24 protein-coding genes are annotated in these 23,304 nt (G+C 76.0%); 12 read left to right on the forward strand and 12 right to left on the reverse strand.

The features are described from left to right. Positions 1-6: 6 nt before the first annotated feature. The 4 genes from OOK41_RS26935 to OOK41_RS26950 all read left to right on the forward strand — a co-directional run bounded on the left by OOK41_RS26935 (position 7) and on the right by OOK41_RS26950 (position 5,489). The gene (locus tag OOK41_RS26935; protein ID WP_266267147.1) at positions 7-1,527 is read left to right on the forward strand and encodes a YifB family Mg chelatase-like AAA ATPase; all 1,521 of its coding nucleotides are present in this window, start codon (positions 7-9) and stop codon (positions 1,525-1,527) included. Then, a complete protein-coding gene (locus tag OOK41_RS26940) occupies positions 1,524-2,717 on the forward strand; it encodes a DNA-processing protein DprA (protein WP_266267148.1) in 1,194 nt (397 codons plus the stop codon). The genes OOK41_RS26935 and OOK41_RS26940 overlap by 4 nt, the downstream gene beginning before the upstream one ends. Before the next feature lie 212 nt (positions 2,718-2,929). Further along, positions 2,930-4,096, forward strand: a complete 1,167-nt coding sequence (locus OOK41_RS26945; protein ID WP_266267149.1) for a tyrosine recombinase XerC — start codon at positions 2,930-2,932, stop codon at positions 4,094-4,096. A gap of 211 nt (positions 4,097-4,307) precedes the next feature. After that, the gene (locus OOK41_RS26950; protein ID WP_266267150.1) at positions 4,308-5,489 is read left to right on the forward strand and encodes an aminotransferase class V-fold PLP-dependent enzyme; all 1,182 of its coding nucleotides are present in this window, start codon (positions 4,308-4,310) and stop codon (positions 5,487-5,489) included. A gap of 162 nt (positions 5,490-5,651) precedes the next feature. Here the strand turns inward: OOK41_RS26950 and OOK41_RS26955 are convergent, their stop codons facing one another. Next, positions 5,652-6,326, reverse strand: coding sequence for a murein hydrolase activator EnvC (locus tag OOK41_RS26955; protein ID WP_266268008.1), 675 nt, complete (start codon positions 6,324-6,326; stop codon positions 5,652-5,654). Positions 6,327-6,586: 260 nt separating this feature from the next. Between OOK41_RS26955 and OOK41_RS26960 the strand changes: the two genes are divergently transcribed. Next, on the forward strand, positions 6,587-7,474 hold the full coding sequence (locus tag OOK41_RS26960) for a molybdopterin-dependent oxidoreductase (protein ID WP_266267151.1): 888 nt from the start codon (positions 6,587-6,589) through the stop codon (positions 7,472-7,474). Beyond that, on the forward strand, positions 7,458-7,700 hold the full coding sequence (locus OOK41_RS26965; protein ID WP_266267152.1) for a hypothetical protein: 243 nt from the start codon (positions 7,458-7,460) through the stop codon (positions 7,698-7,700). Before OOK41_RS26960 ends, OOK41_RS26965 begins: the two co-directional genes overlap by 17 nt. A 43-nt stretch (positions 7,701-7,743) precedes the next feature. On the opposite strand, the gene OOK41_RS26970 is transcribed toward OOK41_RS26965, so the two are convergent. From OOK41_RS26970 to OOK41_RS27020, 11 genes are all read right to left on the reverse strand, one after another. Next, positions 7,744-8,067, reverse strand: coding sequence for a DUF2469 domain-containing protein (locus tag OOK41_RS26970; RefSeq protein ID WP_007075222.1), 324 nt, complete (start codon positions 8,065-8,067; stop codon positions 7,744-7,746). Further along, positions 8,064-8,876 (reverse strand): ribonuclease HII, encoded by an 813-nt coding sequence (locus tag OOK41_RS26975; RefSeq protein WP_117666937.1) that lies wholly within the window; start codon positions 8,874-8,876, stop codon positions 8,064-8,066. Before OOK41_RS26975 ends, OOK41_RS26970 begins: the two co-directional genes overlap by 4 nt. Next, positions 8,870-9,439 (reverse strand): NUDIX hydrolase, encoded by a 570-nt coding sequence (locus OOK41_RS26980; RefSeq protein WP_266267153.1) that lies wholly within the window; start codon positions 9,437-9,439, stop codon positions 8,870-8,872. The genes OOK41_RS26975 and OOK41_RS26980 overlap by 7 nt, the downstream gene beginning before the upstream one ends. A 71-nt stretch (positions 9,440-9,510) precedes the next feature. Further along, positions 9,511-10,146, reverse strand: a complete 636-nt coding sequence (gene lepB, locus OOK41_RS26985) for a signal peptidase I (protein ID WP_117666355.1) — start codon at positions 10,144-10,146, stop codon at positions 9,511-9,513. Next, complete coding sequence (gene lepB, locus OOK41_RS26990) at positions 10,143-11,024, reverse strand: signal peptidase I (protein WP_266267154.1); 882 nt, start codon at positions 11,022-11,024, stop codon at positions 10,143-10,145. Before lepB (OOK41_RS26990) ends, lepB (OOK41_RS26985) begins: the two co-directional genes overlap by 4 nt. 196 nt (positions 11,025-11,220) lie before the next feature. Further along, positions 11,221-11,577, reverse strand: coding sequence for a 50S ribosomal protein L19 (rplS, locus tag OOK41_RS26995; protein WP_117666351.1), 357 nt, complete (start codon positions 11,575-11,577; stop codon positions 11,221-11,223). A 141-nt stretch (positions 11,578-11,718) separates the two neighbouring features. Beyond that, on the reverse strand, positions 11,719-12,522 hold the full coding sequence (gene trmD / locus OOK41_RS27000) for a tRNA (guanosine(37)-N1)-methyltransferase TrmD (protein ID WP_266267155.1): 804 nt from the start codon (positions 12,520-12,522) through the stop codon (positions 11,719-11,721). Positions 12,523-12,541: 19 nt separating this feature from the next. Further along, positions 12,542-13,096, reverse strand: a complete 555-nt coding sequence (gene rimM, locus OOK41_RS27005; protein ID WP_207892637.1) for a ribosome maturation factor RimM — start codon at positions 13,094-13,096, stop codon at positions 12,542-12,544. A 2-nt stretch (positions 13,097-13,098) separates the two neighbouring features. Further along, the gene (locus OOK41_RS27010; protein ID WP_013732101.1) at positions 13,099-13,332 is read right to left on the reverse strand and encodes an RNA-binding protein; all 234 of its coding nucleotides are present in this window, start codon (positions 13,330-13,332) and stop codon (positions 13,099-13,101) included. A 1-nt stretch (position 13,333) separates the two neighbouring features. Beyond that, positions 13,334-13,786, reverse strand: a complete 453-nt coding sequence (gene rpsP / locus OOK41_RS27015; RefSeq protein ID WP_117666346.1) for a 30S ribosomal protein S16 — start codon at positions 13,784-13,786, stop codon at positions 13,334-13,336. A 273-nt stretch (positions 13,787-14,059) separates the two neighbouring features. Continuing rightward, positions 14,060-14,707 (reverse strand): DUF402 domain-containing protein, encoded by a 648-nt coding sequence (locus OOK41_RS27020; RefSeq protein WP_266267156.1) that lies wholly within the window; start codon positions 14,705-14,707, stop codon positions 14,060-14,062. Between the two features lie 141 nt (positions 14,708-14,848). Here OOK41_RS27020 and OOK41_RS27025 point away from each other — a divergent pair, with 141 nt between their 5' ends. The 6 genes from OOK41_RS27025 (at position 14,849) to OOK41_RS27050 (ending at position 23,216) form a co-directional block, all read left to right on the forward strand. Beyond that, positions 14,849-15,193, forward strand: coding sequence for a CU044_2847 family protein (locus OOK41_RS27025; protein ID WP_266267157.1), 345 nt, complete (start codon positions 14,849-14,851; stop codon positions 15,191-15,193). A 13-nt stretch (positions 15,194-15,206) separates the two neighbouring features. Beyond that, positions 15,207-17,141: a trypsin-like peptidase domain-containing protein gene (locus tag OOK41_RS27030; protein WP_266267158.1), complete on the forward strand. Its 1,935-nt coding sequence runs from the start codon at positions 15,207-15,209 to the stop codon at positions 17,139-17,141. 36 nt (positions 17,142-17,177) lie between these two features. Further along, complete coding sequence (locus tag OOK41_RS27035; RefSeq protein WP_117666339.1) at positions 17,178-18,188, forward strand: MoxR family ATPase; 1,011 nt, start codon at positions 17,178-17,180, stop codon at positions 18,186-18,188. Continuing rightward, entirely contained in the window at positions 18,188-21,598 is a 3,411-nt protein-coding gene (locus tag OOK41_RS27040) for an SAV_2336 N-terminal domain-related protein (protein WP_266267159.1), read from the forward strand. Before OOK41_RS27035 ends, OOK41_RS27040 begins: the two co-directional genes overlap by 1 nt. A 176-nt stretch (positions 21,599-21,774) precedes the next feature. Further along, positions 21,775-22,011, forward strand: coding sequence for a hypothetical protein (locus tag OOK41_RS27045; RefSeq protein WP_128763522.1), 237 nt, complete (start codon positions 21,775-21,777; stop codon positions 22,009-22,011). Further along, the gene (locus tag OOK41_RS27050; RefSeq protein ID WP_266267160.1) at positions 22,008-23,216 is read left to right on the forward strand and encodes an FxsB family cyclophane-forming radical SAM/SPASM peptide maturase; all 1,209 of its coding nucleotides are present in this window, start codon (positions 22,008-22,010) and stop codon (positions 23,214-23,216) included. Before OOK41_RS27045 ends, OOK41_RS27050 begins: the two co-directional genes overlap by 4 nt. Positions 23,217-23,304 lie beyond the last annotated feature (88 nt).

Consider the following 23,304-nt stretch of genomic DNA (forward strand, 5'->3'; position numbering starts at 1 on the left):
CCGGGCGTGAGCTACGCGAAGGTGCTCTGCGTCGGCCTGGTCGGGGTGGCCGGACACGTGGTGGAGGTGGAGGCGGACCTCGCGCCGGGGCTGCCGGCCGTGGTGATCTCCGGGCTGCCCGACACCGCCCTGCACGAGGCGCGCGACCGGGTCCGCGCCGCGGTCGTCAACTCCGGCCAGCGGTGGCCGAACCGGCGGATCACCCTGAACCTGCTGCCGGCCACGATGCCGAAGTTCGGCTCGGCCTTCGACCTGGCGATCGCCGTGGCGCTGCTCGGCGGCTCCGGGGAGCTGCCGCTGCTGGCGCTGGAGCGGGTGGTGGTCCTCGGCGAGCTGGGCCTCGACGGCACCGTACGGCCGGTGCGCGGGGTGCTGCCGATGGTGGCCGCCGCGGCGCGGGCCGGTCTGGACCGGGTGATCGTCCCGGCCGGCAACGCGGCCGAGGCGGCGGTCGTCCCGGGTGTCCGGGTCCGCGCCGTGGACACCCTGCACCGGCTGGTCGAGTTCGTCCGGGACGGCACGCCGTTGATCGAGCCGCCCGCCGAGGCGCCGTCCACCGGCACGGGCGGGCCGGACCTGGCCGAGGTGGCCGGGCAGGCGCTGGGCCGGCGGGCCCTGGAGGTGGCCGCCGCCGGCGGGCACCACCTGGCGCTGTTCGGGCCGCCCGGGGCCGGCAAGACGATGCTCGCCGAGCGACTGCCGTCCATCCTGCCCGAGTTGGACGACGACGCGGCGCTGGAGGTCACCGCGCTGCACTCGATCGCCGGGCTACTGCCGGCGGGCGGCCGGCTGGTGCGCCGGCCGCCGTTCCAGGCGCCGCACCACACCGCGACGGTGGCCTCGCTGGTCGGCGGCGGGTCGGGGCTGGCCCGCCCCGGCGCGGTGTCGCTGGCCCACCGCGGGGTGCTCTTCCTCGACGAGGCGCCCGAGTTCGGCAAGGGCTCGCTGGAGGCGCTGCGCCAGCCGCTGGAGCACGGCCGGGTGCAGCTCGCCCGCAGCCGGGGCGGCACCGAGTACCCGGCCAGGACGCAACTGGTGCTCGCCGCCAACCCGTGCCCCTGCGCGAAGCCGGCCGGGGACGCCTACTGCGAATGCTCGCCGCTGGCCCGCCGGCGCTATCTCGGCCGGCTCTCCGGCCCACTGCTGGACCGGATCGACGTGCAGGTCACCCTGCCGCCGTTGCGGGCGGCGGAGTTGCTGGAGAGCACGACGACCGGGGAGCGGTCCGCCGCCGTCGCGGCCCGGGTGGCCGCCGCCCGCCGGGCCGCCGCCGAGCGCTGGGCGGGCACCGGCTGGCGGGTCAACGCGGAGGTCCCCGGTCCCTGGCTGCGCCGTCCACCCTGGCGGCTGCCCGAGCGGGACACCCGCGAACTGCGCGGCCGGCTCGACTCCGGCTCGCTGTCGGCGCGCGGCTTCGACCGGATCACCCGGATGGCGTGGACCGTCGCCGACCTCGACGGGCGGGACCGGCCGGACTCCGACGACGTCCGGGAGGCCATCCAGCTCAGGACGGGGGACGCGGCGTGAACACCGACGAGGACCTGCTGGCCCGGGTGGCGTTGACCTGGCTCGCCGAGCCCGGCACCCGGTCGGTGCACCGGCTGGTCGACGAACTGGGCCCGGCGGGCGCCCTGGACCTGCTGCTCGACGGCGGCGCGCCCGAGGAGTGGCTACGCGCCGCCGTGGCGGCCCGGTCCCGGGACGGGGACGCCCGGGCCGTGGCCGCCGACGCCCTGGCCCGTACCCAGCGGCTCGGTGCCCGGATCGTCACCCCGGACGACGAGGAGTGGCCGCCCCGCGTCGAGGGCCTGCGCCGGATGGTCCTGCCGGGCGCCAACCGACGGGTGGACCGGGAGACGGCGCCCCCGCTCTGCCTCTGGGCGCGCGGCGGTTGGCCGCTCCGGGAGGCGCTGGACCGGTCGGTCTCGGTGGTCGGTGCCCGGGCCGCCACCGGGTACGGCACGCACGTGGCCACCGAGCTCGGCTACGGGCTGGCCGACCGGGACTGGACGGTGGTCTCCGGGGGCGCCTTCGGCATCGACGCCGCGGCGCACCGGGGCGCGCTCAACGCTGGCGGGCTGACGGTGGCGGTGCTCGCCTGCGGGATCGACCAGCCCTACCCGATGGGCAACGCCGCCCTGTTCGACCGGATCGCCGAGACCGGGCTGCTGGTCAGCGAGTGGATGCCGGGTGCCGAGCCGCATCGTCCCCGGTTCCTCATCCGCAACCGGGTGATCGCGGCGGCGACGCTGGGCACGGTGCTGGTGGAGGCGGCGGCGCGCAGCGGCGCGACCCAGACGTTCAACCGGGCGCTCGCGATCGGCCGGCGCCCGATGGTGGTGCCCGGTCCGGTCACCTCCGCCATGTCGGTCGGCGCCCACGAACTGCTGCGCGAGCAACCGTCGGCGAGGCTGGTCACCGGCGTGCCGCACGTGCTGGAGGAGGTGGGCCGCATCGGTGCCGACCTGGCGCCACCGCCCCGCGCCCCGCAACGCCCCCGGGACCTGCTCGACGACGAGGCGACGCTGGTGCTGGAGTCGATGCCCCGGCGCGGAGCGGTCGACGTGGACCGGCTGGCCGCCCGCGCCGGCGTGGACCTCCGGACCGCCCTGCGCAAGCTCTCCCTGCTGGAGGAGCTGGGCATGGTGCGCCGCCGCGACGACGGGTACGCGCTGGCCGCCCGCCCGGCGCGTGCCGCGCCGGCACCACCGCCGTGACGGGGCACGCCCGGGTGGCCCGCGCCGGCACCGGAGACGTCGCACGGCACCGTCTCACCCTGCCGGCCGCAGCCGGCGGCAGGGGCCACCGCCGCAGGATCGGCGCGGAGCCCGGCCCGGGTCGCGGGGCGCTCGTAAGCTGAGCCGGTGCGAGGCGACGGACGGGCACGGCCGGAGTGGTCGGCCACGAAGGACACGCCGGGCGGCCCCCGGTGAGCCGCGCCGGGCGCGGCACGAGGGAGACGCACGCGGCCCTTCCGGCAGCGCTGCGGGAGGCGGTGGACGACTTCGCCGACCACCTGGCCCGGGTGCGCAACCGCTCGGCGCACACCGTCCGGGCGTACGTCGGCGACCTGGTCTCCCTGCTCGACCACGCCGCCCGGATGGGCTGCGTCGGGGTGGCCGACCTCGACCTCGGCGTGCTGCGGAGCTGGCTGGCGAAGCAGCGGACGACCGGGGCCGCCCGGACCACGATGGCCCGGCGGGCGGCCTCGGCGCGCACGTTCAGCGCGTGGGCCCACCGGGCCGGCCTGCTGCCCACCGACGTGGCCGCCCCGCTGGCGAGCCCTCGGGCCCACCGGGACCTGCCGACCGTGCTCCGCGTCGACCAGGCGAGGGCCCTGATCGAGGCCCCGGCCCCCCAGCCGACGACCCCGGCCCCCGCCACCGGCCCGACCCCCGACCCAGCCCAGGGCCCGGTCCAGGGAACAGCCGACGACCCAGCCCGGAGCCCAGCCCACGACCCAGCCTGGAGCTCGGTCCAGGGCCGGGCTCCGGCCACGACGGCGGAAGGGCCTGGTGACGAACGGCCCCCGGAGGGGCCGGGCCCTGCCACCGCCCCGCCGCCGGCTCCCGCCGACGGGGCGGAGGCGCGCGCCGTGGTGCTGCGGGACCGGTTACTGCTTGAGCTGCTCTACGCGACCGGGGTGCGGATCAGTGAGGCGTGCGGCCTGGACACCGCCGACGTGGACGACGCCCGCCGGGTCGTCCGGGTGCTCGGCAAGGGCTCCCGGGAGCGGTCCGTGCCGTACGGGGTGCCGGCGCAACGGGCGCTGGACGGGTGGCTTCGCGCCGGCCGGCCCGTCCTCGCCGGCCCGGGCTCCGGCGACGCCCTGCTGCTCGGGGCACGGGGCGGCCGACTTCACCCGACCACCGCCCGGCGGGTCGTCGCCGGGTACGCGGAGGCGGCCGGGCTGCCCCGGACCAGCCCGCACGGCCTGCGTCACTCGGCCGCCACCCACCTGCTGGAGGGCGGCGCGGACCTGCGGGCGGTGCAGGAGCTGTTGGGCCACTCGTCGCTGGCCAGCACGCAGATCTACACCCACGTCTCGGTGGAGCGGTTGCGGGCCGCGTACCGGCAGGCACACCCGCGCGCCTGAACGGCACAGCACCGCGTGCCTGAGCCGCACGACTGCCCACCCCGCATGCCTGAGCCGGCCCGGTCCCGCACCGATGTTCCCCCTCGGACCGACCGTCGCGCAGGTCCTTCGGGCGTGACCGGGAAAGCCGGGAGAGCCGGGAGAGCCGACGGGCCGCCGTCGCATGGTGGTTGCGGGCCACCGTCGATGGATGTCGGGCTACGATCATGGGATGAGCGCGCCGCAGCCGCCCGAACCCATCCCCGGCGCCCGGCTGCTCTTCTCCCTCGACCCGGCGGTGAGCCACCTCAACCACGGCTCGTTCGGCGCGGTGCCGATCGGCGTGCAACGCGCCCAGCAGCGGCTGCGCGACGAGATGGAGGCGAACCCGCTGCGCTTCTTCGGGCCGGGCCTGGTGGACCGGATCGCCCACACCCGCCGGCACCTGGCTGGCTTCCTCGGCGCCGACCCTGACGGCACCGCACTGGTCGGCAACGCCACCACCGGCGTCGCCGTGGTGCTCCAGTCGCTCGGCCTGCGCCCCGGCGACGAGGTGCTCACCACCGACCACGGCTACGGCGCGGTCCGCTTCTCCGTCGACCGCGAGTGCCGGCGCACCGGGGCCACCCACCGCACCCTGCACGTTCCGTTGGCCGCGACGGACGAGCAGGTCGTCCGGCTCGTCCGGGCGGGGCTGCGGCCCGGCCGGACGAAGCTGCTCGTCGTCGACCAGCTCACCTCGGCCACCGCCCGCCTCTTCCCGGCCGCGGCGATCGTCGGCGTCGCCCACGAGCAGGAGGTGCCGGTCCTCGTCGACGCCGCCCACGCCCCGGGCATGCTGCCGACCCCCGTCGGGAGCATCGGCGCGGACTTCTGGGTGGGCAACCTGCACAAGTGGGGGTACGCCCCGCGCGGCACCGCGGCGCTGGTGGTGGCCCCGTCGTGGCGGAACCGGATGGAGCCGCTGGTGGTCTCCTGGGAGCAAACGTCCGGCTTCCCGGGCAACGTCGAGTGGCAGGCGACCCTGGACTACACCCCGTGGCTGGCCGCGCCGGCCGGCGTCTGGACCCTGCGCAACCTCGGCGTCGACCGGGTGCGCGCGCACAACGCCGCGCTGGCCGCGTACGGGCAGCGGGTGGTGGGGGACGCGCTGGGGGTGGCGCCGGCCGATCTGCCGGATCCGGGCGGACCGACGGTGGCGATGCGGATCGTTCCGCTGCCGGCCGGGCTGGCCACCACGATCGACGACGCCAGCGCCCTGCGGGGCCGGATCGCCGAGGAACTGTCCGCCGAGGTGGCGGTGATGTCCTGGAACGACCGTGGCTGGCTACGGCTGTGCGGCCAGGTCTACAACACGCCGGACGAGTACGAGCGGCTCGCCGCGCGGCTGCCGGCCCTGCTCGCCCGGCGCTGATCGGCGACCGCACCGACGTCGACCGCACCGACGCCAACCGCACCGGTGTCGACCGCACCGGTGGGCCCCGGGGCGGCGGCTCGCCGGGGCGGCGGCCCCTGGCGACCGGTCGTGCGGCCGTACCCGGCTGCACCGTGCGGCCGGGCCGGTCAGGCACGCCGGTCAGATGGGCAGAAGGCGGAGGGGGCCGAGCCCCAGCAGGGCCAGCGGGTCCAGGTACTCCTCTGCCCGGCGCAGCCCCCAGTGCAGGCAGGCCGGCTCGGGACAGCCCGCGTGCCCGGGCCGCAACCAGCCCAACGGCGTTCCGGCGGTCACCCGGTCCCCGGCGCGGACGCCCGGCCGCACCGGCTCGTACGTGGTCCGCAGCCCCGCGTCGTGCCCGACCGTGACCACGGGACGACCCGCGACCGGGCCGGCGAACAGCACCACCCCCGGCCCGGCGGCCCGGACCACGGCCCCCGGCGCGGCCACCAGGTCGACGCCCCGGTGGCCGGGCAGCCACGGCTGCGGGGGCGGCGTGAAGCGGCGGGCCAGTCGCGGGGCGCCGTCGAGCGGCCACCGGAACCGCACGTCCGGCGCGGACGGCTGGGTCCGGGCCGCTGCGCCCGGCGCTCCCGCCGCCGGCCCGGACCCGGGCAGAACAGGGTCGGACAGAACGGGGCCGGCCAGAACAGGGCCGGACGGAACAGGGCCAGACGGGAGAGGGCCCGGCAGGACAGGGCCAGGCCCGACGGCGGACACGACCACCGCGCCGGCGGCACCGGATTGCGGCGGTACCCCGGGACCGGACCCGTGCCCGGCGGCGAGGACGACCGCGCCCAGCGCCGCTCCGGCCAGCAGCGCACTGCCCCACCCCGGGCCTCCGGCCCCGCTTTTCGTCCGCATGCCCGGCAGCGTGCCGGGTTCCCGGGACGCGCCGCCACCGCCGGCCGCCGGCCTGTGGACGGCCGCGCGGGCTGTGGACAGCCCCCGCCCGGACCGATGATCTGCTATGGCCCGGCCGGCCGGGGCCGGCCCTATGCTGACCCGGTGCGTCGCGGCCGGCACCCCGGCCCGCGACCCGACCAGCGGTGCCGGCCCGGACCAGGGAGAGCGTGATGACCACTGTGGACGACATCAGCCGGCCCTCCCGGGTCGCCGGGCCGGACGAGGCGATCAGTGCCGAGGAGCTCCAGCTCGCCGCCCGTAACCACGGTATCCCGCTGGAGGCGCTGCGCTACGACGTGACCCCGGCCGGGCTGCACTACCTGCTCATCCACTACGACATCCCGGACGTCGATCCGGCGGCCCACGCGCTGACCGTCGACGGCGCGGTGGGCACCCCGTTCACCGTCGACCTGGCCGAGTTGCGCCGGCGTCCCCGGGTCACCCACCAGGTCACCCTGGAGTGCGCCGGCAACGGTCGGGCGCTGCTGCGCCCTCGGCCGGTGAGCCAGCCGTGGCTGGTCGAGGCGGTGGGCAACGCCGAGTGGGCCGGCACCCCGCTGGCGCCGCTGCTGCGCGAGGCGGGGCTCGCCCCGGACGCCGTGGACGTGGTGTTCACCGGCGCCGACCACGGGTTCGAGCGGGGGATCGAGCAGGACTACCGGCGCGCGCTACCGGTCGCCGACGCGCTGCGCGAGGAGGTGCTGCTGGCGTACGAGATGAACGGTGCTCCCCTGCTGCCGCAGCACGGCGCGCCGCTGCGGTTGATCGTGCCCGGCTGGTACGGGATGGCGCACGTGAAGTGGCTGCGCTCGATCACGGTGCTGACCGGCGAGTTCGACGGCTACCAGAACGCGGTGGCCTACCGGCTGCGCGCCGACGCCGACGACCCGGGCGTGCCGGTGACCCGGATCGAGCCCCGTGCCCTGGTCCGGCCGCCGGGCTTCCCGGACTTCATGTCCCGCGCCCGGGTGCTGCGGCCGGGACGGTGCACGGTGGACGGTGGACGGTCGGGCCTGGTCCGGGCACGCGCCGGTGACCTCGGTGGAGGTGACCATTGACGGCGGCGTGACGTGGGCGCCGGCGGTGCTGGACGAGCCCACCGGCGGGGAGTGGGCGTGGCGCCGGTGGCGCTTCGAGTGGACGGCGGAGCCGGGGCAGCACGTGCTGGGCGCGCGGGCGACCGACGCCTCGGGGCGGAGCCAGCCGGTGGAGCAGCCGTGGAACCGGGGCGGCTTCGCCAACAACATGGTGCAGCGGGTCGAGGTCGTGGTGCCGGCGGAGTGAGCGTCGGACCCGGCGGGGACGGGCCGGGACGGGTCGGAGGTGGTCAGCCGCCGAAGCCGGAGTCGGCCGGCAGGGAGATGTCGGGCTTCTCCAGCTCCTCGACGTTGACGTCCTTGAAGGTCATCACCCGGACGTTCTTGACGAACCGGGCGGGACGGTACATGTCCCACACCCAGGCGTCGTGCATCTCTACCTCGAAGTAGACCTCGCCGTCGGAGTTGCGCACGTGCAGGTCCACCTGGTTGGCCAGGTAGAAGCGGCGCTCCGTCTCCACGACGTAGGAGAACTGGCGGACGATGTCGCGGTACTCCCGGTAGAGCTGGAGCTCCATCTCGGTCTCGTACTTCTCGAGATCTTCCGCGCTCATCGCACTCCGCCTTCCATGACCACATCTTCCCCCACCGGCGCGGGAGGTCGGGGCTGCTCGCCCAACGCCACGCCGACGGTACCCCCTGACGCGCCGAAGCGCGCCATCGGCTCGTTCGGACCCGCACCCACCGGTCGACGGGACCTGGGGGGCCGCCCGTCCAGGCCGGACACGGCGGCCACGTTCACGTACGAGAAACGGTGTTCCCGGCACGGTCCGTGCGCCCGCAGGGCCGCGGTGTGCTCCGCCGTGATGTAGCCCTTGTGCTCGGCGAAGCCGTAGTCGGGGAACGTCCCGTCCAGCTCGACCATGATCCGGTCCCGGGTGACCTTGGCCAGCACGCTCGCCGCCGCCACGCAGGCGGCCACCCGGTCGCCCTTCCAGACCGCCAGCCCCGGCACGTCCAGCCCGTCGACGCCGAAGCCGTCGGTCAGCACGTAGTCGGGGCGGGTGTCCAGCGACGCCAGCGCCCGGCGCATCGCGGCGAGGTTGCACACGTGCAGGCCCCGGGCGTCCACCTCGTCGGCCGGGATCACCACCACCGCGTACGCCAGGGCGCGGGTGACCACCTGCTCGTAGACCCGCTCCCGGCTGGCCGGGGTGAGCAGCTTGGAGTCGGCCAGCCCGTCGATCTCGCCCCGCCGTCCCTCGGGCAGCACCGCCGCCGCCGCGACCAGCGGGCCGGCGCAGGCGCCCCGGCCGGCCTCGTCGGCGCCCGCCACGTGCCGGAAGCCGCGGCGTTGCAGGGCGCGCTCCAACGCGTACAGCCCGGCCTCCCGGCGCACCACCGTGCGCGGCGGGGTCAGCACGACGTACCGCCGGCGGTGGGGACGCCCCCGGCGCCCCCGGCGGACCCGGCGCCCCCGGCGGACCCGGCGGACCCGGCGGACCCGGCGGGCGGGGGCGGCGCGTCGGGCCACACGGCCAGCACCCGGCCCAGCAGGGCCGGCAGGTCGGCCGGGTAGTACCGCTCGGTGGTGGCGGCCAGTTCGTCGGCCGGCCACCAGCGGTGCCCGAAGACGCTGGCCCGCTCGACCGCGTCGAAGCCGGCGGTGTCCACCTGCCAGGACGGCACCCGGACCAGGAAGAACTCCTGCTCCTGCTGGTACTGGCGGCCGTCGAACGGGAACCGGATCGTCTCCCGCCACACCGGCTCGCCCAGCTCGGCCGGGGCCAGCCGCAGGCCGGTCTCCTCGGCCAGCTCCCGGGCCGCGCCGGCGGCCGGGGACTCCCCCGGCTCCAGCCCGCCGCCGGGGGTGAACCAGTACCGGTGCTCGGGACGCGCCGGGTCTGAGCCGGCGAGGAGCAGCACCCGGCCGGCGGCGTCGACGAGCAGCACGCGCGCCGCGCGTCGATGGGTGTAGACCGTCACCGTTCCAGCCTGCCAGACCCGTCCCGGGTCGCCCACGCCCACCCGGGAGCCGGCGGGGACGGCGCGGCGGATCAGGGGTTGGGGACGCCGTCGAACGACTTCGGGACGGTGAGCCAGGTGGCGCGGCTGACCGGCCAGAACACGGTGAAGGCGCGGCCGACCACCTGGTCCTCGGGGATGGTGGCGCTCTGGATGTTCTGCCCGGACTGCTGCCAGTGCTCCAGCGAGTCGCCGGAGGCCGAGCGGTGGTCGCCCATCACCCACAGCCGCCCCTTCGGGACGGTGATGTCGAACTCCTGGTCGGCCGGCTTGTCCTGCTGGCCGTTCGCCGAGTAGATGTACGGCTCGTCGAGCGACCTGCCGTTGATCACCAACCGCTCCTGCGGGTCGCAGCAGACCACGTGGTCGCCGCCGACGCCGATCACCCGCTTGATGAAGTCCTCGCCGTCGGGGTTGCCGCTCCACTCGGTGGGCGCCTTGAAGACGACCACCTCGCCCCGGTGCGGCGACCGGAAGTCGTACACCAGCTTGTTGACCAGCACCCGATCGTTGATCTGGAGGGTGTTCTCCATGGACGGCGAGGGGATGTAGAAGGTCTGCAGCACGAAGGCCCGCACCAACACCGCGACCAGGATCGCCACGCCCAGGAGGATGGGCAGCTCCTTCCAGAAGGAGCCGCTCTTCTTGTCGGTCTGCTCGTCAATCACGGGTGGAGCCTACGTCGCCGGGACCACCCGGGCCGTCCGGAACGCGCGAGAACGGATGCCGCGGCCGAGACCGGGACGAGCAGCAGCACACCGCCCGATCCGGTGGGTCGCACCGGGGCCGGGGAGTCGCCGGCCGTCGTGACGGTCCTGCCGACCCCGGCGAAGGTCTCCGGCACCGGCAGCGACGCCCACCGGGAGGACGGCCAGACCACCATGAACGCCCGCCCGACGACGTTGTCGATCGGCACCGGGCCCTGGCAGCGGGCGTCCTGGGAAACCAGCCGGTGGTCGCCCATCACGAAGATCTGACCGGGTGGGACCACCACCTCGTCGAAGCGCCGCGACCGGCACTCCCGGGGGTTCGGCGGAAGGTCCAGCGGGGAGTCCTGGATCACGTACGGCTCGTCGAGCGGGATGTCGTTGACGGTGACCCGGCCCTGGTCGTCGCAGCACCTCACCCGGTCGCCGGGCAGGCCGACGACCCGCTTGATGAAGTCCTTCTCGCCGGGGCGGCTGACCCCGACCAGGTCGCCGATCGTGCGGGCGAACCTCCCGGCGATCCCGGGCTCTGGCTCCTGAGTCTGCTGGGGGACCCACCTGTCGGTGCCCCGGAAGACCACGACCTCGCCGCGCCGCGGGTCCCGCACGTCGTAGACGACCTTGTTGACGAGCACCCGGTCGCCGATGAGCAGGGTGTCCTCCATCGACCCGGACGGGATGAAGAACGCCTGGAACAGGAAGGTGCGGATCAGCAACGCCAGGCAGAAGGCGACGATCAGCAGCAGGGGCAGTTCCTGCCAGAGCGGCATCTGCCGGCGGATGCGTCGGGGGCGCCGGTGCCACGGGTCGACGGAGCCGTCCTCGTCAAGCGTCCGCACCTGGCCACTCCCCGGTCCGCAGAAACGACACTACCGCCCGGGAGCCTCGTCGAGGCCCCGCGGGCGGTAGTGGGAAGATCCGTGGTCGCGGCTGCCGCCGCGCCGCGTCGATGCCCGCCTGCGCCCGTGCGAACAGCGTAACCGGGGCTGGCCCGTACGACATCCGCGCAGCTCAGGCGGTGTGGCGAGCGAACGGTCAGCTCGGCTGCTTCTCGCGACGCTCCTTGATCTTGGCCTTCTTGCCCCGCAGCTCGCGCAGGTAGTAGAGCTTGGCGCGACGGACGGCACCACGGGTCACGATCTCGATCCGGTCGATCGCCGGGCTGTTCACCGGGTAGGTCCGCTCGACACCCACGCCGAAGCTGATCTTGCGGACGGAGAAGGTCTCGCGCAGGCCGTCACCCTGGCGGCGGATGACGACGCCCTGGAAGATCTGGACACGGGACCGGTTGCCCTCGACGACCCGCGCGTGCACCTTGACGGTGTCACCGGCGCGGAACTCGGGAATGTCGACCCGCTTCGACTGGGCGTCAAGGGCGTCCAGGATGTTCATCGCTGCGTCCTCGTGAGGCTCACGGCGCACCGTCACTCGGTGCGCGGATGGGTGATTCTGATCCCCGGGTGGCGACCGACGGGCGGCCCCGGTCGGGAATCCTCGCAACCGCCCACGGCGCAGGCGGATACGGCAACCTCCCTACTTTGCCACATCCCCCGGCGGCACCTGAAATCCGGCCCGGTCCAGGGCCGCTCTGTCCCGCTTGTCCAGGCTCGCCGGGTCGAGCGCGGCGAACATGTCGGGCCGGCGGGTCACGGTACGCACCAACGCCTCGTCGCGCCGCCAGCGGGCGATCCGTCCGTGGTCGCCGGAGCGGAGCACCTCCGGCACCTCGTGCCCCCGCCAGGCCGCCGGCTTGGTGTACATCGGCGCCTCCAGCAGCCCGTGGGCGTGCGACTCCTCGTCCAGCGAGCCGGCGTTGCCGAGCACCCCGGGCAGCAGCCGGGTGACCGCCTCCAGGATCACCAGCACCGCCACCTCGCCGCCGAAGAGCACGTAGTCGCCGAGCGACACCTCGGTCACCCGCATCCGGGTGGCGGCGTGGTCGAGCACCCGCTGGTCGATGCCCTCGTACCGGCCGCAGGCGAACAGCAGGTGCGACTCGGCGGCCAGCTCGTGCGCCATGGCCTGGGTGAACGGTTCCCCGGCCGGGGAGGGCACCAGCAGCCGGGGCCGGGTCAGCCCGTCGGGGGTCAGCCCGTCGGGGGTCAGCTCCGGCGGGGCGAGGGCGTCGAGCGCGTCTCCCCACGGCTCGGGCCGCATCACCATGCCGGGGCCGCCGCCGTAGGGGGTGTCGTCGACGGTGCGGTGCACGTCGTGGGTCCAGCTCCGCAGGTCGTGCACGGCCAGCCGCAGCGTCCCGTTCGCCCGGGCCTTGCCGATCAGCGACAGGTCGAGCGGGGCGAGGTACTCGGGGAAGATCGACACGACGTCGACGCGCATGCGCGGGTGCTCCAGCGGTCTAGAGGTCGAGCAGACCGGCCGGCGGGTCGACGACGACGCGTCCGCCGGCGAGATCCACCTGGGGGACGATCGCCTTGACGAACGGGATGAGCGCGGTCCGCCCCTCGGGGCGGCGCAGCACCAGCAGGTCCGAGGCGGGCGCGTGGTCGATGCGGGCCACCTCGCCGAGGTGCTCGCCGCCCGGGGTGACCACGGCGAGCCCGACGAGCTGGTGGTCGTGGAACTCCTCCGGGTCCTCCGGCGGGGCGACGTCGCCGCTGTCCACCCCGAGCAGGGTGCCGCGCAGCGCCTCGGCGACGTCGCGTTCGAGAATGCCCTCGAAGGCGACCAGCATCCGCCCCTGGTGCCAGCGGGCGGACTCCACGGTCAGCTCGGCCGGGACCCGGAACTGCACGCCGGGACCGGGGGCGGGGTTGGCCGGCGGCGCCGCGCCCGGCTCGGCACTGAGTACCGAGCCGGGAGCGAAGCGTGCCTCGGGCTCGTCGGTGCGCACCTCCACGGTGACCTCACCGCGGATGCCGTGCGGCTTGCCGATCCTGCCGACGATGAGCAGCATCAGTACGAATCGACGATGTCGACGCGCACACCGCGCCCACCGATGGAGCCGATCACCTGGCGCAGCGCCTTGGCGGTCCGGCCGGACCGCCCGATCACCGTGCCGAGGTCCTCCGGGTGCACGCGGACTTCCAGCCGCTTGCCCCGACGGGAGTCGACCATCCGGACCCGGACGTCGTCCGGGTGGTCGACGATGCCCTTGACCAGGTGTTCGAGCGCCGGACGCAGTGCCATGTCAGGCCTGCTCGCCGGCGTTCGCGGCGGGCTGCTCCTCGGCCTTCGGCGCCTCGGCCGGGGCCTCGGCCTTGGCGGCCTTCCTGGCCGGCTTCGCCGGGGCGTCGGTCAGGCCGGCGGCGGCCTTCGCCTCGGCCTCGTACGCCGCCTTGCGGTCGGCGCGCTCGGCGGCGACCTTCAGCGGCGGCGGGGCCGGCAGGCCCTTGAACTTCTGCCAGTCACCGGTCAGCTCCAGCAGACGCTGCACGGCCTCGCTCGGCTGCGCGCCGACGGACAGCCAGTACTGGACCCGCTCCGACTTGACCTCGATCACCGAAGGGTCCTCCTTCGGCTGGTACACACCGACGAACTCGATCGCGCGACCGTCACGCTTGGTGCGCGCGTCGGCGACGACGATGCGGTACTGCGGGTTGCGGATCTTGCCCATCCGCAGGAGCCGGATCTTTACGGCCACAGTTGTTTCGCTCCTGTTGCGATCTCACCGGCCCAACACGGGCGGTGCACGGGTGAGCGCCGACCGGCACAGTGGGGTTGGGCCGGAGACTGCTCGGTGGACTGGCGACGCGCCCGGGTTAGAGGGCGCCGGACGCGCGCCGGATACCAGCGACCCATTCTGCCAGATCGGGCCCGGATCCCTCACACCGGCGGGCCAGGTCACCCGGCCGGCCGGCCCGATGGCGCCCTTCGCGCCCTTTGTCCGACTGTCCGGGCCCGTCGCGGCGACGGCTCACCGGACCGGCGGGCGGTCCCAGCCGTCCGGCAGCTTCTCCGGCACCTCCCACCCGGGCGGCGGGGTGAAGTCGCACCAGGTCCCGTCGAACGGGAACTCGCCGGCCTCGGCCCGGGCGATCACCCGCAGCCCCTCGGCGCGCACCGCGGCCTCGTCGGTCACCCAGTAGTCGTCGGGGAGGGCCAGCCGCTCGGCGAACTCCTCCTCGTCCTTCCACTCCCAGCTGCGGTCCGGCCGGATCACCACGTCGAGGTCCTGGTCGACCATGTCCACCCCGGCCACGTCGCCGTCGTCCCAGCGGACGCCCGGCTCCTCCAGGTTGACGTACCAGTTGGTGAAGCGCCCGTCGGCGTCGGAGAACCACCAGACCGAGTGGGCCGCGCCGACGGGCAGGAACTTCAGCACCGACGGGCCGTTCCACGACCCGCGCGCCAGCCGGTACGACGACGTGACCCACTCGGCGAACGGCATCGCCCGCATCCCGAGGCCGGCCTCGGTGACCTCGTAGGCCACCGGCGAGTCCCGGGCGACGAAGATGAGCAGCCCGCGCTCGTCGTCGCTGACCACCCGCCCCGCCCGGACCCAACCGATCCGGCCGTGCCGCACGTTGCGATGCATGATCAACCGGCCGGGCGCGAACGTCATGGGCACCGACCCTACCGGGGCGCGCCCGGGGAGGGCGGGCGCCGATGTTCCGACACCCGATCGGCCGTTTCGGGCTGTCGATCCCCGTCGCTGAATCGCTACGGTGTGATGGACGCCGGGTCACCGAGGGAAGGACCGCCTGTGTCGGAGGACGTACGGGTCGAACTGCCCAGCGGCGAGACGGTCTGGGTCCGGGTCGCCGGCACCGCCGGCCCGGCCGACGTGGGCTGGCGGGAGGACCAGGTGTACCGCCTGGAGGGCCTGCTGGAGGCGGTGCGGGGGGTGGCGGGCAGCGTCCGGGCCGGGCTGCACGAGGCCCGGCCCGACTCGGTCAGTGTGGAGTTCGGGGTCACCATGTCGGCGAAGACCGGCCGGGTGCTCAGCGTGCTCACCGAGGCCGGCGCCGAGGCCAACCTGAAGATCACCCTGGGTTGGCAGACCGGCCCGGCCGACGACCGCCCGGCGTCCACGGGCACGAACGGCTGAGGGACCGCGCGTCATGGGGGTCCCGCTGGTCACCGACGGATTCGACGAGATCAGCCGAGCCCTGCGGTCCACCGTGATCGAGGTGCCCCGGGGCGACGGCATCCGCGGCGGCACGGCCTTCTTCGTCGCCCCCGGCTACGCCCTGACCTGCGCGCACGTCGTGAACGGCCGGGAGGGCGCCACGCTGCCGGTGCGCTGGGGCGGCCGGCCGCTGAGCGCCCGGGTGGTGCACGCCGCCCCCGCCTCCCCCGGCGGCCAGCCGATCTGGCCCCTGCCCGACCTCGCGGTGCTCCGGGTCGCCGACGCGCCCGCCGAGCACCCCTGCGTGTGGCTCGGCGAACAGCCGCCGCCCGACGGCGCGCCGCTGCACACCTTCGGCTTCGCCGGGGCGTACGGCACGCCCGAGCCCACCCCGGCCTGGCTCTCCTCGGCGGGCCGGCAGGGCGTCCGGGGCGCCACGGCGCTGCGGATCCGCGACGACGAGCTGGCCGAGGGCAGCTCCGGCAGCCCGATCGTGGACCTCACCAGCGGCGAGGTGTGCGCGGTGGTGAAGACCGCCCGCAGCCCCGGCGACCCGTACGGTGGGCTGGCCGTTCCCCTGGGCGAACTGCGCGGGCTGCCCGTGGCGCTGCTGCGCGAGCTGTGGCGCGGCCACGACCGGCACCACGGCGCCGACGGCTCCTGGGCCCACGCCGTGGACCGGTTACGGGCCCGGCGCGCCGCCAGCACGCCGCCCGAGGTGGCCGAGCTGCTCGACCCGGGGGCGAAGCTGCCGGTGCTGCGGGCCGCCGAGGAGGCGAAGCTGCGCGGCATCCTGGCCCGGTTGCCGGCGGCCGACGACGCGCACCAGCTCTACGAGCGGGCGTGCGGCCGGTGGTCGCCGACACCGGCCCAGCCGCTGCTGGACCGGCGCGACGTGGTCCGCGCCCTCGACGACGTCGCGCGGGCCCGGCGCGGGGAGCTGCACCCGCTGCTCGTCTTCGCCACCGCGCTGATCCCCCGCTGCCCGGTCGCCGAGCGGGGCCGGCTCCAGGACTGGGTCGACGACCTGGCGTTCCGGCTGGGCCAGCGGGCCCAGCTCGCGCAGCACCGGCCCGCCCGACTCCCCGCCCAGCGGGTGCCGCCGGGGGAAGCGTCGTCCGTGTTGGTCGAGGTCACCCCCGCCGGCCACGACCAGCGGCGCTACCTGTTGTCCGTGTCCGTCTACCGGGGCCGGGACGACGTACGCTGCCTGGCCCAGCACGACGAACCGATGGCCCTGCCCCAGTTGGAGGCCGCCGTGCGCCGCGAGCTGCACGTCGGGCTCCGCCAGCTCGGTTGGGGCCGCACCGTGATGATCGAGCTGACGCTGCCGCCGGAGCTGCTCGACCTGCCGATCGACGAGTGGGTCCTCGCCCCGCACGACGTCGCCCCGCTCGGGCTGGTCCGGCCCGTGCTGGTGCGCATCGCCGACGACGGCGAGGACGGGGCGGCCGGGCCGGAGGCGCAGGAGCGCTGGGAGGCGCTGTCGGCGGCGGCGGAGGGGATGTCCTTCGCCACCGTCGACTGTCGCGCCGAGACGGATCCGACCTGGTTCTACGCCCACCTCACCACGACCAACCCGGCGGGCGTGCTGCTGCCCGGCCCGACCACGGACCCGGCCCAGCGCACGCTGCTGGAGGTCGGGGTGCGGGCCGGGGCGCCGGTGGCGCTGTGGAGCCGGGCGGGCTGCGACCGGCATCCCACCCCGGGGGGCGCCGGCGCCTGCCGGGGGGCGGCGTTCCTGGCCGACCTGGAGTCCCGGCTGCGCCGCCGGCCGATCGGGGCGCTGCCGCTGGAGGTCCGGCAGCTACGCGCCGCGGCGGTGGCCGCCCGCGACGACAACCACTGCGGGCACCGGCTGGTCCTGCTCTGGGACAACCCGTTCCGGCGCTACCGGGACCCCTCGACGCTCGACGCGCAGTGGTGAGACCGGCGCGGGCCGGCCGACAGGAGGGACGAGACCTTGCAGGACTGGTGGATCTATCGGGGCACGGGGAGTCCCCACTCCGGGATACTCCGGCTGCCCCCTCCCCCGCCCTGGCGGGTGTTCGACGGCGCCCCCCTGGTGCCGCCGCCGTCGAGCCCGGACGACGCGGCCGGCCGACGGCTCGGTGAGCTGCACCGCGCGGTCAGCTACCAGCCCCGCCCCGACGAGCTGGAGCTGGTGAACGCCGCCCTCTACCTGCGGCGCCCGCTGTTGATCACCGGCAAGCCGGGGGTGGGCAAGTCGACTCTCGCCTACGCGGTGGCGCACGAGCTGGCTTTGGGCCCGGTGCTGCGCTGGCCGATCACCAGCCGGTCCACCCGCGCCGAGGGGCTCTACAGCTACGACGCGATCGGCCGGCTCCAGGAGGCCAGCCTGCACCACCAGCTCGGCACGCCGGGAGACCTCCCGATCGGCCGCTACCTGCACCTGGGCCCGCTCGGCACGGCCCTACTGCCGTACGAGCACCCCCGGGTGCTGCTGATCGACGAGATCGACAAGAGCGACGTGGACCTGCCGAACGACCTGCTCAACATCTTCGAGGACGGCGAGTACCGCATCCCGGAGCTGCAACGGATCGCCGCCAGCCAGCCGCAGGTCGAGTTGCCGATCGAGGGCAGCACGGACCTGGTCGCGGTGCACCAGGGCGTGGTGCGCTGCCACGCGTTCCCGCTGGTCATCATGACCAGCAACGGCGAGCGCGAGTTCTCCCCCGCGTTCCACCGCCGGTGCCTGCGGCTGGACCTGGGCCAGCCGGACGCCGAGCAGCTCGCCGCGATCGTCGCCGCGCACTTCGGGACCGAGCCGACGGCCGAGACGGCCGACCTGATCGAGCTGTTCCTGTCCCGGCGGGAGCGCGGCACCCTCGCCACCGACCAGCTCCTCAACGCCATCTACCTCACCGTCCAGGCACCCGACGGGGGGCGGCCGGACCGGGAGCGGCTCGCGGACCTGGTGCTGCGGCAGCTCGACGCGGGGCCGGACAGCTGATGAACACGGTCCGGCTGGTGGGCGCGCTGCGCGGTCTCGACCTCGACGTGCAGCCGCGGGAGCTCGCGGACGCCCTCTGGCTGGCCCGGTTCCTGCCCGGCGGCGGCCCGCCGGGCGAGGCGCGGACGCCCGTCCCGTCGACCGACCCGGCGGACGCCGAGCCGACCGAACCGGCGGACCCGACGCCCGAGCGGACGGCCCCCGACCGGCTCCCCACGCCCCGGACGCCCCTGACCGGGCCCCGGTCCACGCCGACGCCGGACAGCGACGGCGCGTCCGACCCGGTGCGCTGGGTACGCCTGCACGTGCCCGGGCCGGCAAGACGCACGGCGGGCACCGGCGGGGCGGGCCTGCCGGTCCGCGCCCCGGCACCGCCCGCCCTGGACACCCGGGCGCTGGCCCGGAGCCTGCGTCCGCTGCGCCGCCGGGTGCCCGACCCGCACACGCTCGCCCTCGACGAGGAGGCGACCGCGACGCGGGTCGTCGAGCAGGGACTGTGGGTGCCGGTCCTGCGCCCGACGTCGCAGCCGTGGTTCGATCTGACCCTCGCCGTGGACACCGGGGCGTCGATGGCCGTCTGGCGTCCGCTGGTGGCCGACCTGGAGTTGGCGTTGACCCGGCTGGGGGCGTTCCGGCACGTCCGGCGGGTGCGGCTGCCGTCCGGGGCCGAGCCCCGGCTCACCATCGGCCCGGCCGACGGGCCCGGCGGGCCCGGCCACTCGACGCGGGAACTGCTCGACCCGCGGGGGCGCCAGCTCATCCTCGTGGTCAGCGACTGCGCCGGGCCGCAGTGGCACGACGGCTCGATGTTCCGCACCCTGCAGACCTGGGCCCGGCACGAGACCGTGGCGATCCTGCAACCGTTGCCGCAGCGGATGTGGCGGCGCAGCGGCCTGGTGCCGGTGCGCGGCCGGCTCACCGCGACCGAGGGCGACAGCGCCAACCGCCGGCTCCGGTTCGTACCCCGGCAGTGGCGGCCCGGCGCCGGCCTGCGCGGGCTCGTCCCGGTGCCGGTGTTGCAGATCCAGCCGGACTGGCTGGCCGGCTGGGCACGGCTCACCGGCACCGGCGCCGGCACGATCGACGCGGTGGTCACGCTGCCGCCGCAGCCCGGGCCGCCGGCCCCCGCCGAGCCGGTCGACGGCCCCCCGCAGGACGAGGCGGCCCGGCGGCTGAGCCGGTTCCTGGCCACCGCCAGCCCGGAGGCGCTGCGGCTGGCCACCCAGCTCGCGGACCTTCCGGTGACGCTGCCGATCATGCGCCTGGTGCAGCAGGCGTCGGCGGTGCCGGCCCATCCGGCGCACCTGGCGGAGGTGCTCCTCGGCGGGCTGCTCGTCCGGCAGCCCGACCCGGCGGGCGACCTGCGGTTCGACTTCCACCAGGGCATCCGGCCGATGCTGCGGGACCTGCTGCTGCACACCGACCTGCTGCACCTGCGGCACGAGATCGCCCGGTTCCTGGCCCGCCAGATGGGGATCAGCATGCGGGAGTTCGCGGCGGCGCTGAGCGCCCCGGCCGGGGTGGCCGGCGACGCGGGGCTCGGTGAGTCCTTCGGCCGCTTCCCGGCCACGGTGCTGACCCGGCTCGGCGGCCGGCACCGGGAGCTGATCGAGTTCGTCGAGCAGCGGGAGCAGGACGCCCGCCTGCCGCCCCCGGCCAACGGCCACCACCCGGACCCCCGGGTGACGACGGAGCCGGCCCCGTCCGGCACCGACCCGCCCGTGGACGCGCAGGATCTCGACGGGCTCGACGCGACCATCCGGGCGTTACGGCAGGCGACGGCCGGCGGCCCGGACCGCGCCGGCCTGACCCGTCTCGCCCACGCGTTGCGCGCCCGGTTCCAGCTCACCGGGGACGTCGCCGACCTGGTCGAGGCGGCGTCGATCCTGGAGCAGGTGCGGGGGCGGGCCGGCGGCGGCACGGAGCCGGACGACCCCGACGCGGTGCTCGACCTCGCCGAGGTCCGGCTGTCGCTGTGCACCGAGCGCGGCGCCACGGCCGACCTGAACGAGGCCGTGGCCCTGTTCCGCAGCGCCCTCGCCGCGCCCGACGGCCCGCGCCCGCAGTGGTGGCGCGGCACCGTCGGGCTGGCCCGTGCGCTGGTGGTCCGGGCCGACCGGCTCGGCACGGTGCCCGACCTCGACGAGGCGGTCGAGCTCTACCTCGCGGCGGCCGGAACGGCCCCCGGGCCGGGCGGGGACGACCTGCGGCTGCGGGCCGTCGACGCGCTGCTGCGCCGGTACGCGCTGACCGGGGACACGACCGCCCTGACCCGGGCGGACGCGGTCAGCGGCGACGCCCCGGCCACGGCGGGGCGGCACAGTCGTCGGGTACGCCTGGCGGACCTGCTGCGCCGCGCCGCCCGGGAGACCGGCGAGCCGGACCTGCTGCGCCGCGCCGCGGCCCTGTACGTCGAGGCCGCCGAGCGTTCCGGGCCGGACGACGACGCCCGGGTCCTGCGCGGCCTCGCCGAGGCGCGGGGCGAGCTGTCCGTCGCCACCGGTGACCCCGCCGAGCTGGACGCGGCGGTGGAGGCGGCACGGGCTGCCGTGGCGGCCGGCGGCCGGGACGACGTGACGCACGTCGAGTGCCTGGCCACCCTCGGCCGGGTGCTGCGCCTGCGCGTCGACCGGGACCGTCGGGACGGCGACCTCGACGCGCTGGTCGACGCCGCCCGCCGGCTGCTCGACGCGGTGCCCGGCTTCCACCCGGACCGGCACCACCACCTCGCCGCGCTGGGCGACGCCCTGCGCCTGCGGTACGACGCGGGCGGTGACGCGGGCGACATCCAGGAGGCGTGCGCCCGGTACGAGGAGGCCGTGCGGACGTCCCCGACCTCCGGCGCACAGCTCGGCCGGCGGCTGGCCGACCTCGGCGACGCGCTGCGGGCCCGGGCCGACCGGTTCGGCTCCCGGGCCGACCTGGACGCCGCCCGGCAGTCCCTCACCCGGGCGGTCGACGTCACGCCCGCCGACGACCCCCGGCTCCCCGACCGGGTCCGCCTGCTGGCGGAGGTGCTGCTCGCGCTGCGCGAGCGGTCCGCCGCGGTGGCGGTCTACCGCCGAGCGGTGGAGCTGCACGGCCGCCGGCACGGCCCGGACGGCGACCCCACCGTCGACGTCCGGGTCGCGTTCGGCCGGGCGCTGCTGGCGGCGAAGCGGTTCGCCGAGGCCCGGGAGGAGTTGCGGGCGGTGGCCGACATCCTCACCCAGCGGCTCGGCCCCGGGCACCGCCGCACCCTGGCCGTCCGGTCCGCGGCGGCCGAGGCGCTGGCCGGCCTCGGCGACCCCGGCGGGGCCGGTCGGGAGCTGCGCGACGTGCTGGCCGGGCAGATCCGCTCGCTCGGCGCGGACGACGCGGACCCGGCGGCGACCCGGCGGCTGCTGGACCGGCTGGCCGGGGACGGGTAGCTCGGGGCCCGGGCAGCCGGCGGGGCGGGGCGCCCGAGCGGCGCGGTCGGCGCAGCTCGCGCGGGCCCTTCGACCGGCCACCCGCGAGTTATCCTCGGCTCTTGGGATCGACGCATTTATCTGGGTCGCTCGTCGGAGCGCGGCCTGCGGCACTTGGCGGAGGGATGGCCGAGCGCATGAGGGAAGCCGAGTTCGGGTCCGCACCGACGATCCTGCCGGACCAACTGCTCGACGAGCTGGCGGAGAACGGCACCGACGTGCTCCGACACGTGATCCGGCGGGTGCGGGCCGAGGCGGGCGCCGGGGGGCGGATCGTGGCCCGGTTCAACAACCAGAACGGCGGCGTGCCCACCGCGCCGTACCTGGGCCGGGACGCCCCGGCCGGGCCCGGCGCGGACGAGGCGGGCCCGTGACGGACGCCGGGCCGGCGCCGGTGCCGTTCCAGGAGTTCGTGCTGAAGGTGCACAGCCGGTGCAACCTGGCCTGCGACTACTGCTACGTCTACGAGATGGCCGACCAGAGCTGGGCCCGCCGGCCCCGGGTGATGAGCGCCGAGGTGGTGCGGCGGACCGGGGAGCGGATCGCCGAGCACCTGCGCGACCACGGGGTCACCGAGGCCAGCGTCGTCCTGCACGGCGGCGAGCCGCTGCTCGCCGGGGCCCGCCGGCTGGAACACGTGGTGACGGAGCTGCGCCGGCTCGCCGGGGCGGGGACCGTGCTGTCCTTCGTGGTGCAGACCAACGGGACCCTGCTCGACCAGGACATGCTGGAGGTGTTCCGGCGGCACGACGTGCGGGTCGGGGTGAGCCTCGACGGCGACCGGGCCGCGACCGACCGGCACCGCCGCCGCCCCGACGGCGCCAGCAGCTACCCGGCCACCGTCCGCGCCCTGGACCTGCTGTCCGGGCCGCGCTACCGGTCGCTCTTCGCCGGCCTGCTGGCCACCGTGGACCTGCGCACCGACCCGGTCCGCGCCTACGAGGCGCTGCTGGAGTTCGACCCGCCGGTGGTCGACTTCCTGCTGCCGCACGGCACCTGGACCGACCCGCCACCGGGCCGGTCGGCCGACCCGGCCTCGACCCCGTACGCGGACTGGCTGATCGCGGTCTTCGAGCGCTGGTACGCGGCGCCGCGCCGGGAGACCGGCGTGCGGATACTGGAGGAGATTCTGGTGCTGCTGCTCGGCGGGGCGAGCCGCGTCGAGTCCGTCGGGCTGTCCCCGGCCGCGTTCGTGGTGGTGGAGACCGACGGCGAGATCGAGCTGGTGGACACGCTGAAGGCGGCCTACCCGGGGGCCGCGGCGACCGGGCTGACCGTGCACTCCGACCGGTTCGACGCGGCGCTGGCCCATCCCGCCGTGCGGGCCGGCCAGCGCGGCGTGGCCGGGTTGCCGGGGGCGTGCCGGGCCTGCCCGGCGCACCAGGTCTGCGGCGGCGGCCTGTACCCGCACCGGTTCCGCGCCGGGCGCGGCTTCGACAACCCGTCGGTGTACTGCGCGGACCTGTACCGCCTGATCGGTCACCTGGCCCGGCGGGTCGCCGGGGCGCCCGGACCGCCGCCGGCCGGGCCCCCGGACCCGGCGACGGAGCGGACGGTGCCGGGCCCGGCCGCGGCCTGACCCGCCGGCCGTGTCGGCATCCCGATAGGACATCCGGAGAGTACGGACGGAGGGTGATGTGGGCGGCGCGGAAGGCTATCCTCGTAGC

It is taken from the genome of Micromonospora sp. NBC_01655, from assembly GCF_026339755.1.
GTDB lineage: Bacteria > Actinomycetota > Actinomycetes > Mycobacteriales > Micromonosporaceae > Micromonospora.

Excerpts from the sequence above, each read along its gene's own strand:
- OOK41_RS27040 (WP_266267159.1), top strand. The coding sequence starts at position 18,188 with ATGAACACGGTCCGGCTGGTGGGCGCGCTGCGCGGTCTCGACCTCGAC.
- trmD (WP_266267155.1), bottom strand. The coding sequence starts at position 12,522 with ATGCGCGTCGACGTCGTGTCGATCTTCCCCGAGTACCTCGCCCCGCTC.
- rplS (WP_117666351.1), bottom strand. The coding sequence starts at position 11,577 with ATGAACATCCTGGACGCCCTTGACGCCCAGTCGAAGCGGGTCGACATT.
- OOK41_RS26970 (WP_007075222.1), bottom strand. The coding sequence starts at position 8,067 with ATGAGCGCGGAAGATCTCGAGAAGTACGAGACCGAGATGGAGCTCCAG.
- OOK41_RS27020 (WP_266267156.1), bottom strand. The coding sequence starts at position 14,707 with ATGACGTTCGCGCCCGGCCGGTTGATCATGCATCGCAACGTGCGGCAC.
- OOK41_RS26960 (WP_266267151.1), top strand. The coding sequence starts at position 6,587 with ATGACCACTGTGGACGACATCAGCCGGCCCTCCCGGGTCGCCGGGCCG.
- OOK41_RS27045 (WP_128763522.1), top strand. The coding sequence starts at position 21,775 with ATGAGGGAAGCCGAGTTCGGGTCCGCACCGACGATCCTGCCGGACCAA.
- OOK41_RS27030 (WP_266267158.1), top strand. The coding sequence starts at position 15,207 with ATGGGGGTCCCGCTGGTCACCGACGGATTCGACGAGATCAGCCGAGCC.
- OOK41_RS27010 (WP_013732101.1), bottom strand. The coding sequence starts at position 13,332 with ATGGCACTGCGTCCGGCGCTCGAACACCTGGTCAAGGGCATCGTCGAC.
- OOK41_RS26950 (WP_266267150.1), top strand. The coding sequence starts at position 4,308 with ATGAGCGCGCCGCAGCCGCCCGAACCCATCCCCGGCGCCCGGCTGCTC.